We start from the raw sequence: 11592 nt of genomic DNA on the forward strand, positions 1-11592 counted from the left end.
TAGGTCGTTGCCGGATTTTTTTATTTTTTGTATAAAATTATGTTATAATCTAGTAAGAGTTCTTTGTCCAAATGGAGATGATGTATCATGAACAGATTAATTAAACGAACATTGTTTATTTTATTAATAAGTATTATATTTGGGATAGGAATGACAGGAATTATTAATTATAATATAATCAATTTTTCCAGCAAGTATATTGTATCTTTAGAAGATGCACCAAAATGCGAGGCAGCTTTGGTTTTAGGAGCTTTAGTATATAATAACGAAAGAGTATCACCTATTCTTCAAGATAGGTTGGATATGGGAATTGAACTTTATAAGAATAATATAGTGCAAAAAGTTTTGTTAAGTGGAGACCATGGACGAAAATTATATGATGAAGTTAATGCTATGAAAAAATATGTAATATCACAAAATGTACCGGTAGAAGATATTTTTTTGGACCATGCAGGGTTCAACACCTATGATAGTTTATATAGGGCTAAACATATTTTTCAAGCAAAAAAGATTATTATTGTTACTCAAGAATATCATTTACCAAGAGCAATTTATATTGCTAGAAAATTAGGTATAGAAGCATATGGAGTCATAGCGGACAAACATATTTATCCTAAAATGCCTTTATATAAAAGTAGGGAGAGTTTAGCTCGAGTTAAGGATTATATACTTGTAAATTTTTTAAAACCAAAATCAAGATATTTGGGTGAGATTATAGATTTAAGTGGTGATGGACGGGTTACTGATGATAAAAAATAACTTACAAGGTTTGAAATATGTATTAAATTGGTAGTATAATGATAGTATGACATTATGCTACCTATTTTTTTGAAAGGGGAAATTAAATTTGAACAGAAAAATTGGTTATATAATTGGTATTGTTATAATTTTAGCATTAGTTTTAATAAGTTCTTTTTCAAGTATTATAAATTTCATTACAGACTATCTATGGTTTAAGGAATTAGGATATACTAAGACATTTTTTACCAAGTTAAGAACTCAGTTTACAATAGGAATACCTACTTTCATTTTATTAACTTTATTGCTAGTTTTTTATTTTAAATCTATCAAAAAAAGCTACTATAAAACAGCTGGTATAATACCAAATAAAGCTGGAGAAAAAAGATTAAATTCTGTACTTTGGGCTGTTTCAGTTTTGGTTTCATTATACATTTCTTCAATATTTGCAGGTAATTTATGGTTTACTATACTAAAGTTCATTAATTCAAACAATTTTAACATTAAGGATCCTATATTTAATAAAGATATATCATTTTACATATTCAAATTGCCTTTACTAAGTGAAGTTATAGATTTACTATTACTGCTTTCTTTTATATTAATTATCTTAACTGCTGTATTTTATTTAATTCTTATAGCAATAAGAAGACCAGGAGTTTATAATGAAGACGAGTTTTATGATGTACCGGTTAGAAACTTAAATTCTTTATTTAATAAGAGAGTCTTTAAAGTTGTACTGTTTCAGATAGGGTTAATAGGTTTAGTTATATTTATTGTTATTGGTTTAAATTTTCTATTAAAAAGTTACGGAATATTATATTCTACTAGAGGAAAAGTATATGGTGCAAGTTTTACTGATGTTCATATATCTTTATGGATTTATAGAATAATGGCTTTTATATCTGTAATTTCGGCAATAGGATTTTTTATTGGTGTTATTAGAAAAAAAGTCAGATTAGCATTAACAGGGCCTGTAGTTTTAATAATATTTTCTATGATAGGAAGTATAGTTAGTGGATTATTTCAGCAGTTTGTAGTTGAACCAAATGAAATTTCAAAAGAAGAGAAATATTTAAAATACAATATAGAATATACTCAAAAGGCATATGGGTTAGAAGATGTTAAAGAAATGAATTTTAATGTTGAGCAAAACTTGACAAGAGATGATTTAATTAATAATAAAGAAACTATCAAAAATATAAGAATTAATGATTACAGACCTATAAATCAAGTATATAACCAATTACAGGGAATAAGGCAGTATTATAGATTTAATGATATAGATATAGATAGATATTATATAAATGGAGAATATACGCAAGTATTTTTAGCAGCAAGAGAATTAGATCAAGAAAAATTAAGTAATCAAGCTAAAACTTGGATTAATCAGCACTTAAAATACACTCATGGATATGGTTTAACTTTATCACCAGTTAATTCAGTTACACCAGAAGGTCAGCCTAAGCTTTTAATAAAGGATATTCCGCCTGTTACAGATACAGATTTAAAAATAAAAAGACCAGAAATATATTTTGGTGAATTAACTAATAATTATATAGTAGTAAATACAGATGAAAAAGAATTTGACTATCCAATAGGTGAAAACAATCAAGAAGCAATATATCAAGGCTTAGCAGGTATAAAATTAAGTGGAATAAACAGACTATTATTTGCAATTAGAGAGGGAAGTTTTAAACTGATATTATCAGGTGATATTAATTCTGATAGTAAAATTATAATAAATAGAAATATTATAGATAGGGTTAAAAAAATAGCACCTTTTATTATATATGATAGCGATCCATATTTAGTTATAAATCAAGAAGATGGTAAGCTTTACTGGATAATCGATGGATATACTGTAAGTAGTAGATATCCATATTCACAACCTTATAGAGACTCAAATATTAACTATATTAGAAATTCAGTAAAGGTAGTTATAGATGCTTACAATGGGACTACTAAATACTATGTATTTGATGAAGAAGACCCTATAATAATGACTTATAAAAATATATTCTCTGATTTATTTTTAGATAAAGAACAAATGCCTAAAGGTTTAAAAGAACATATTAGATATCCTCAATTACTTTTTGATATACAATCTGAAGTGTATAAGGTATATCATATAAATAATCCTGTTGTTTTTTATAATAAAGAAGATGTTTGGGATATAGCTAAAGAAAAATATATGTCAAATGTTCAAAAAGCTGAATCAAATTATGTTATGTTTAAATTACCAGATGAAGACAAAGCAGAATTCCTTTTAACAGTACCTTATACACCAGCTACGAAGCCTAATATGACAGCTTTATTTGTTGCTAGAAATGATGGAGATAATTATGGAAAACTGTTTATTTATAAATTCCCAAAATCAAAAACTGTAGATGGTTTAATGATGATAGAATCTAGAATAGATCAAGATTCAAATATCTCACCACAATTGACATTATGGAGTCAAAAGGGTTCTATAGTTTTAAGAGGTAATTTATTGGTCATACCGATAGAAAATTCTTTGCTATATGTAGAACCTATATATTTACAAGCTGATAATGAAAACAGTTTACCAGAGGTTAAAAGAGTGATAGTTGCATATAAAAATAAAATAGTTATGGAAGAAACTTTAGATGAAGCTCTTACTAAAATTTTCGGACAGATAGATAGAGAAGAAGATGAAAGTGGTGTAATTGATAATGTAGATATAAATATATCAGATGGGAATTTAAAGGAAATAATAAAAAAAGCAAATGAAATATTTAATAAAGCTAAGGAAGCTTCTCAAAAAGGTGATTGGGCTAAATATGGAGAGTACTTAAATAAATTAGAAAATATTTTAAATAGTTTAAACAACTCATTAAACAATGAATCAGTAAATCAATAGGAAGGAGAAAGATTAAGCCAATGAAAGTAATGAAAGTAGAGAGTTTTGAATTAGACCATACAAAAGTAAAAGCTCCTTATGTAAGAAAAGCAGGTAAGATGATAGGACCTAAAGGTGACATAGTGCAAAAATATGATTTAAGATTTATACAACCTAATATAGGTGCTATACCGACAGCTGCAATGCATACAATTGAACATTTGATGGCAACCTATTTTAGAGATGAAATAGAAGATATTATAGATATTTCACCAATGGGATGTAGAACTGGATTTTATTTAATAAAATTTGGAGAAACAGATATTGCAGATATCAGAAAGGCTTGGATTAGAGTTTTAAAAAGAATTATACAAACTAAAGAAGAAGAAGTTCCAGCTACAAATGAGGTACAATGTGGCAATTTCAGAGACCATTCATTGTTTTCAGCTAAAGAATATGCCAAAACTGTTTTAGAGAAACTTGAAAAAGTGGAGGAATAAAATGAAAAAATATATAGAAAATATAAGTCAAATAATAGGAAATACACCAATGTTTAAATTTGATAATAAAGCTTATGGTATACCAAATAATGTAAATATATTTGCAAAATTAGAATATCTAAATCCAGGTGGTAGTATAAAAGATAGAACAGTTTTATATATGTTAGAGCAGGCTGAAAAAAAGGGGATTATTAAGCCAGGACATACTTTACTTGAAGCTACAGCAGGTAATACAGGTATTGCGTTAGCATTATTAGGTGTACAAAAAGGATACAGAGTTATAGTAGTAGTACCAGGTAAATTTTCTATTGAAAAACAGATTATCATGAGAGGATTAGGTGCAGAAGTTTATAGTACACCTACAAAAGAAGGAATGGAAGGGGCTTATAGAAAAATAGAAGAACTATTAAAAGAAATTCCAAATGGTTATGTACTTAACCAATTTACAAATCCATTAAATCCAGAGGCACATTATGTAATGACAGGTCCTGAAATATATGATGATATGGATGGTGAAATAGATGTATTTATTGCAGGAGCAGGGACTGGTGGTGCTTTTTCTGGTATAGTTAAATATTTAAAAGAAAAGAACAAAAACATAAAAGGAGTTTTAGCTGATCCAGTAGGTTCAATATTAGGTGGTGGCGAGTATGCCGCTTACAGAATAGAAGGAATTGGTAATGATTTTATACCTGAAACTATGGATTTGTCTTTAGTTGATGAAGCTATTTATGTAAGTGACGATGAAGCATATAATATGGTTAAAGACATTGCATCAAAATCAGGACTTACAGTGGGGTCGTCTTCTGGAGCTAATTTAGCAGCTGCAATAAAATATGCAAAGAAATATAAGGGTGACAAGAAAATTAACATTGTGACTTTAATGCCTGATAGAAGTGATAGATATTTCAGCAAGGATATATATGGATTTAACGATATGTATGAAAATAATGAGGACTAAAAACGCTTAGTCCTCATTATTTTTATTTCTTCAGCAGACATAGAGTCAAGCTGTTTAGCTTTTACAGCTATATCATTTCTATTAATAATCCCTTTATCTACTAGAACCTCAATAATACTTGCAATAGCTAAGGTATTTCTATAATCTATTTCTTTTAAATCGCCTAATTGTGCAATAATATCTATATTGTTCATAGTAACCCCCCTTAACCAATTTATATATTTGTATTGTTGACAAATTTATGAAATATATACAGTAGTTTTGGGTAAAATAATATTTAGGTACTAGGTACTTGGTGCTGGGTATATAAAATGGAAAATTGAAAATAAAAAATGTAAAATTAATTAATTAATTAATGATAGAGAGTCAATAGTCGACAGTCGATAGATTAATAAATTAAGTACTAAAAGTACTTGCAAAAGATTGTTTTGTATGGTAAAATTATGCTCAAAATTAGATAGGAAAAAAGCTTTGAAGGGAAATAGTAGATAATTCGGTCCCTTAAGAGAGCCGATGGTTGGTGGAAATCGGTGGGAACGGTTATCGAATCCGTCCTGGAGCTTTTTACCCAAAAGTAAAACCGATGCACCGGTTATAGTGCATAGAGTGAGCTTAAAGCTAACTAGGGTGGCAACGCGGGAGATAACTCTCGTCCCTAAATAATTTAGGGATGGGAGTTTTTTTTCGACTAAAAATAGCAAAAAAAGGAGGGTTTCTTTATGCTAGATATTAAAAGAATAAGAAATAATCCAGATGAAGTGAGAAAGGCTTTAGAAAAAAGAGGTTTAGGTTCAGAGATTGATGAAGTACTGAAACTAGATGAAAAAAGAAGAAAACTATTAGTTCAAGTTGAGGAAATGAAGGCAAGACAAAATGCTGTATCAAAAGAAATACCAAAGCTTAAGAAGGAAGGAAAAGATGTTTCAGAGGTACTAAATGAGATGAAAGAATTATCTCAAAAAATCAAAGATATTGATGTTTTAGTCAAGGAAATTGACAATCAATTAAGAGAAGCTTTATTAAGAATACCTAATACACCTCATCCTAATATTCCAATAGGTGATAGTGATGAAGATAATGTTGAGATTAGGAGATGGGGAACTCCTACAAAGTTTGAGTTTGAGCCAAAGGCTCATTGGGATATCGGTGCTGATTTAGATATATTAGATTTTGAGAGAGCTTCTAAAATTACAGGTTCGAGATTTGCTTTATTTAAGGGCTATGGAGCAATGCTTGAAAGAGCATTAATTAACTTTATGATAAACTTGCATACTAGAGAACATGGGTTCACAGAAATAATGCCACCATTCATGGTAAATAGAGATAGTATGACAGGAACAGGTCAGCTTCCAAAATTTGAAGAAGATGCTTTTAGATTACCTAGTAAAGATTTCTTTTTAGTTCCTACAGCAGAAGTACCTGTAACTAATATACACAGAGATGAGATATTAAAAGAGGAAATGCTTCCAATATATTATGTTGCTTATACACCTTGTTTTAGACAGGAAGCAGGCTCAGCAGGAAGAGATACTAGAGGTCTTATTAGAAATCATCAATTTGATAAGGTTGAATTAGTTAAAATAGTTAAACCAGAGAATTCCTATAATGAATTAGAAACGTTAACTAATTGTGCTGAGAAAGTTTTACAGCTTCTGAAATTACCATATAGAGTAGTAGAATTATGTTCTGGAGATTTAGGATTTTCATCTGCAAAAACTTATGATATAGAAGTCTGGATGCCAAGCTATAATAGATATGTAGAAATATCATCTTGTAGTAATTTTGAAGATTACCAAGCAAGAAGATTAAACATGAGATATAGACCTAATGATAAAGGCAAAGCGACGTTTGTTCATACTTTAAATGGTTCTGGTTTAGCAGTAGGAAGAACATTTGCAGCAATACTTGAAAATTATCAACAAGAAGATGGAAGTGTAGTTATACCAGAGGTGTTGAGGCCATATATGGGTGGATTAGAAGTAATTAAGAAATAGTATGCAGAAAATAAAGAATAAGATTTAGGTATCAGGGGGCATCTCTGATACCTTATTTCAAATTTGTGTAAAGCTTATAAACCAGTAAATACATTTAATTTTGGAGGAGATTTATGTTAAGGAGCAGAAAATACATTTTTATAGTAATAATTTTAATACTCTCTATTGTATTTACTAGTTGTACATATAAATTCAATAAAACCGACAAAGCAGATATTAGTAAAAGTGAATATGAAACTTTAGTAATAGATGATTACAATAATATTGACATAGATAATATAAGCCAATATCAGATAGATGTAGTATTTAATCCAGAAGAAAAATATTATACAGCTAAACAAAAGGTTATATATATAAATAATGAGGATATTGCATTGAAGGAGATATATTTTCACATTTATCCTAATGCATTTAGAAAAGAGAGTACAGTTCCTTTTTTATTTGATAATTTTAAAAGAGCATATCCTAATGGATTTAAACCTGGGTATATAGATATACAAAAAGTTTCAGTAAATAATAAAGAGTTAGATTTTAGCATAATTGGTGAAGATAAAACTATACTTAAAATACCTTTAAGTAATGAAGTATTGCCTAAAGAAAAAATAAACATCTATATGGAATATAAGGTGGTTATACCTCCGGCTCGTGATAGATTTGGATATGGAGAAAATACATTTAATTTAGGAAATTGGTATCCTATACTAGCTGTTTATGATGATGAAGGATGGAATTTAGATCCATATTACAGTATTGGAGACCCTTTTTATAGTGAAGTAAGCAACTATCAAGTAACGATAAAAGCTCCAAAAGATTTTGTTATAGCTGCTTCTGGTTTGAAAATATCAGAAAAAGTGATAGATAATATGAAGATATGGAAGTTTAAAGCTGAGTTAATGCGAGATTTTGCTTGGGTAGCAAGTAAAGATTTTATTGAAGATGAAATAAAAGTAAATGATACTATAGTAAAACTTTATTTTTTGAATGATAATATTGAAATACAGAGCTTTGTAAAAAATGTAGTTTTTGATTGTATCAACATATTTAATGAAATATTTGGTAAATATCCATATAAGCAGTATTCAGTTGTTGCTACAAGTTTTCCAAGTGGGATGGAATATCCAGGAATAGTTTTTATAGGAGAAGAATATTATTCTGATGAATATAGAGAATTTTTAGAGACAGTAATAGTTCATGAAACAGCACATCAATGGTGGTATGGCATTGTTGGAAATGATGAAGTAGATGAAGCATGGTTAGATGAATCTATAACTTCTTATTCAGAGGTTATTTATATTAGTGAAAAATATGGTGATGAAATTGGAGAAATTTACTACTATGAAAATACATCAAATTACTATATGTCTAGAAAATCAATATTAAAGATGCAGGATGAAGTTATAGTAAAGTCTTTAAGTAAGTTTAAAGGATGGGAGGATTATGGACCATTAGTTTATTCTAAAGGAGCAATGTTTTTAAATGAAATAAAAGAAAAGTATGGTAAGGATGTGCTCTACAATGTACTAAATGAGTTTTTTAACAGGTATAGATTTAAAATTGCTTCTACTAGCGATTTTATCAATGTATGTGAAGATATTACTGGGGATGATTTTACTGATTTGATAAGTTATTGGCTCTATGGTAAAAATGCATCTTAAATGGTTTAAAAATTGTTTTTTAGGTAAAAACTATTAGGTGTATTTAAGGATTTTAAAAACATCGTACATTGAGCCTAATTTGACAAAAAATATATATTGATGTATTATATATAGTTGTGGTAATGGCTAATTTAAAGATTTTGTGCACCCGTAGCTCAGCAGGATAGAGCGGCGGCCTCCTAAGCCGTGTGTCGGAGGTTCGAATCCTCTCGGGTGCGCCATTTTTGTATATAGGGGAAACTTGTCTATGGATGAATATTTCATGAGATTGGCTTTAGAAGAGGCATATAAAGCTTATAAAATTGATGAGGTTCCTGTAGGAGCTGTTATTGTAAAAGATGGAAAAATTATAGGAAGAGGATATAATATTAAGGAAACGGTAAAGGATGCTACTTGTCATGCAGAGATTATAGCTATTAAAGAGGCAAGTAAAACATTAGGTGGTTGGAGGCTTTTAGGAACTACTATGTATGTTACTATAGAGCCTTGTCCGATGTGTGCAGGAGCAATAGTAAACTCTAGGATAGAAAGACTTGTCATAGGGGCCAAAGATTTTAAAATGGGCGGCTGTGGTTCTGTAATAAATATAGTTGATAATCCTAAATTAAATCATAGAGTAGAAATTGTATGGGGTGTGCTGGATAAGCAATGTTCTAATATTATGAAGGAGTTTTTTAGAAAACTTAGAAAAAAATAATATTATGGAGAGATGGCAGAGCTGGTTGAATGCGCCTGACTCGAAATCAGGTGTACACCCCCTAAGGTGTACCGAGGGTTCGAATCCCTCTCTCTCCGCCATATGAAAATAAGAGAGTATCTTTATGCTGTTTTTTAGACAAAGTACTAATTGATTTAAAAGTTAATATTATAAGAATGAGTAAATTCATAAGTGCACAGGGGAGTAACTAGCACTTTTATAGTGTAATTAAGCCAACATCATGATAAGCTCTCTTATCTGGCTTAATTTTAAATAGTGAGACTTGTGTATAGCGTTATTACGTTATACTCAAGTCTTTGTTTTTATAATCCATAAGAAATTATATTCCTTATTTATGGATAATTTAAAATATAATTTCCGTAATGGATTTCATCAAAATCTTTCTTAATTTATTTAAATCAAAGATTTTGTTCCAAAGAATGTTGATAGTTTATAACTACTAACTGATTTATTTTCATAGATATTTAAAAAAATAAGTTTGCCTACATTCTGAGTTAATAACTATTAACTAAATAAAAAAGGATGGTGTTTTTATGGAATCATTGGTATCAAATATTATTACTGATTCATCTTTACCTGTTCTTTTTATGATCATAGCAATAACTTTATATACACTAAGTAAAGGAGCAGATTTGCTAGTAGACGAGGCAGTAGCATTATCAGAGGAATTAGGAATACCTAAAATGATTATTGGTGCTACAATTGTAAGTTTAGGAACTACGCTTCCTGAAGCTTCAGTTTCAGTTATGGCATCAATTTCAGGTAATTCTAGTTTAGCTTTAGGTAATGCAGTTGGCTCTGTAATATGTGATACCGGACTCATATTAGGTATTGCAGCATTAATTTCTCCGCTTAAAATAAAGAAAGATGTTGTTAATAGACATGGTTGGATTCAATTTTTTGCTGGGTTATTGTTGGTATTAGTTTCTATACCATTTACTTCTTTAAGATATATATTTACTAATGGAGGATATATATCTAATTTATCTGGGTTTTTACTTATTCTTTTATTGATAGTATATATATATACTTCTGTAAGATGGACTAAAAATAACAAGGATGAAAATGCAGTTACAGTAGAATTCAGTGGGGAAATAGAAAATAAATTTATGATTTTAATAAAACTGGTTTTAGGTGTAGTTATTATTATTATTTCTTCAAAAATATTAATTCCAACAGTGCAAGAAACAGCTATAAGATTAAGTGTTCCAAATAGCGTAATAGCAGCTACTTTAGTTGCATTTGGCACATCACTTCCAGAACTTGTTACATCTGTTACAGCTTCTATAAAAGGTCATGGAGAATTAGCCATTGGTAATGTTATAGGTGCAGATATTTTAAATGTATTATTTGTGGTAGGGTCAGCTGCAGCATTTTCAAAAGAAGGTATATATGTTACTCCTGATTTCTTTAAACTATATTTTCCAGCAATGATATTTGTTTTAACCATATTTAGATTAGGTACTATATTTAGTAAAGATAAATTGAAAAGATCATTTGGGTTGGTTTTGTTGTTAACTTATATTGTAATAAGCATGCTAAGCTATTTATAGATAAATTTAGTATTATTTAACACTTTACAAGTATTAATAAAAAATGATATAATTATATTTGCATGATTTTAGGATAATATATTTTGGAGAGATGGCTGAGTCTGGCTGAAGGCGCTCGCCTGGAAAGCGGGTAGACGCGAAAAAGCGTCTCGCGGGTTCGAATCCCGCTCTCTCCGCCAAAATTAAAGTTTGCCGTGCTAGATGGGGAGGTAGCGGTGCCCTGTAACCTGCAATCCGCTATAGCAGGGTCGAATTCCCGATTGAGGCTTGCTATTGTGAGGTCTGCCCTGAGTAAGTGGCGTTGACGATTGGGTCCTACGCAACGGAAATTCATGAACCCCGTCAGGTCCGGGAGGAAGCAGCGGTAAGTGAACACTTCCGTGTGCCGTAGGGGTGCCTGGTTTGAGTTAACTGCTCAGGTAACGCTTGGAGTAGTAAGTCGAGGTCGGGTGCACGGCTTTGAATTAAAGAACTATGGTGTAAATCATAGTTCTTATTTTTTTGTAAAATAATGTAGAAAAACAGAGGAAAAAGTAGTATTATGTAGAATATATAAATTTACAACTTTTTGCCATAAAAATTCCAATATATAACTATCTGTTTTAGAGGT

The 11592-nt window shown here is 29.8% G+C and carries 9 protein-coding genes, 3 tRNA genes, 1 other RNA gene and 1 other annotated feature; of the genes, 12 read left to right on the forward strand and 1 reads right to left on the reverse strand.

The genetic code is table 11. The features are described 5' to 3' along the window. Window positions 1-87 precede the first annotated feature (87 nt). The 4 genes from BFN48_RS08210 (at window position 88) to BFN48_RS08225 (ending at window position 5062) form a co-directional block, all read left to right on the forward strand. Entirely contained in the window at window positions 88-759 is a 672-nt protein-coding gene (locus BFN48_RS08210) for a SanA/YdcF family protein (protein ID WP_069650428.1), read from the forward strand. 88 nt (window positions 760-847) lie between these two features. Next, complete coding sequence (locus tag BFN48_RS08215) at window positions 848-3622, forward strand: UPF0182 family membrane protein (RefSeq protein ID WP_141706153.1); 2775 nt, start codon at window positions 848-850, stop codon at window positions 3620-3622. Between the two features lie 20 nt (window positions 3623-3642). After that, window positions 3643-4101, forward strand: a complete 459-nt coding sequence (locus BFN48_RS08220; RefSeq protein ID WP_069650429.1) for an S-ribosylhomocysteine lyase — start codon at window positions 3643-3645, stop codon at window positions 4099-4101. Window position 4102: 1 nt separating this feature from the next. Then, a complete protein-coding gene (locus BFN48_RS08225; protein ID WP_069650430.1) occupies window positions 4103-5062 on the forward strand; it encodes a PLP-dependent cysteine synthase family protein in 960 nt (319 codons plus the stop codon). On the opposite strand, the gene BFN48_RS08230 is transcribed toward BFN48_RS08225, so the two are convergent. After that, complete coding sequence (locus BFN48_RS08230; protein ID WP_069650431.1) at window positions 5059-5256, reverse strand: hypothetical protein; 198 nt, start codon at window positions 5254-5256, stop codon at window positions 5059-5061. The two genes, BFN48_RS08225 and BFN48_RS08230, sit on opposite strands and share 4 nt — an antisense overlap. Window positions 5257-5524: 268 nt before the next feature. Continuing rightward, window positions 5525-5722: a binding site (T-box leader), on the forward strand. A 59-nt stretch (window positions 5723-5781) separates the two neighbouring features. Here BFN48_RS08230 and serS point away from each other — a divergent pair. From serS to ffs, 8 genes are all read left to right on the forward strand, one after another. Further along, window positions 5782-7056: a serine--tRNA ligase gene (serS, locus tag BFN48_RS08235; RefSeq protein ID WP_069650432.1), complete on the forward strand. Its 1275-nt coding sequence runs from the start codon at window positions 5782-5784 to the stop codon at window positions 7054-7056. 113 nt (window positions 7057-7169) lie between these two features. Beyond that, window positions 7170-8711, forward strand: coding sequence for a M1 family metallopeptidase (locus BFN48_RS08240; protein ID WP_069650433.1), 1542 nt, complete (start codon window positions 7170-7172; stop codon window positions 8709-8711). Window positions 8712-8855: 144 nt separating this feature from the next. Continuing rightward, window positions 8856-8932, forward strand: a tRNA-Arg gene (locus BFN48_RS08245). A 26-nt stretch (window positions 8933-8958) separates the two neighbouring features. Then, window positions 8959-9408, forward strand: a complete 450-nt coding sequence (gene tadA / locus BFN48_RS08250) for a tRNA adenosine(34) deaminase TadA (RefSeq protein ID WP_069650434.1) — start codon at window positions 8959-8961, stop codon at window positions 9406-9408. Between the two features lie 6 nt (window positions 9409-9414). After that, window positions 9415-9509 (forward strand) — tRNA-Ser (locus tag BFN48_RS08255). Between the two features lie 453 nt (window positions 9510-9962). Then, entirely contained in the window at window positions 9963-10982 is a 1020-nt protein-coding gene (locus BFN48_RS08260; RefSeq protein WP_069650435.1) for a calcium/sodium antiporter, read from the forward strand. A gap of 85 nt (window positions 10983-11067) precedes the next feature. Beyond that, window positions 11068-11161, forward strand: a tRNA-Ser gene (locus BFN48_RS08265). 13 nt (window positions 11162-11174) lie between these two features. Next, an RNA gene (gene ffs / locus BFN48_RS08270) (signal recognition particle sRNA large type) lies at window positions 11175-11439 on the forward strand. The last annotated feature ends 153 nt before the right edge of the window (window positions 11440-11592 follow it).

The organism is Caloranaerobacter ferrireducens (genome assembly GCF_001730685.1).
Lineage (GTDB): Bacteria > Bacillota > Clostridia > Tissierellales > Thermohalobacteraceae > Caloranaerobacter > Caloranaerobacter ferrireducens.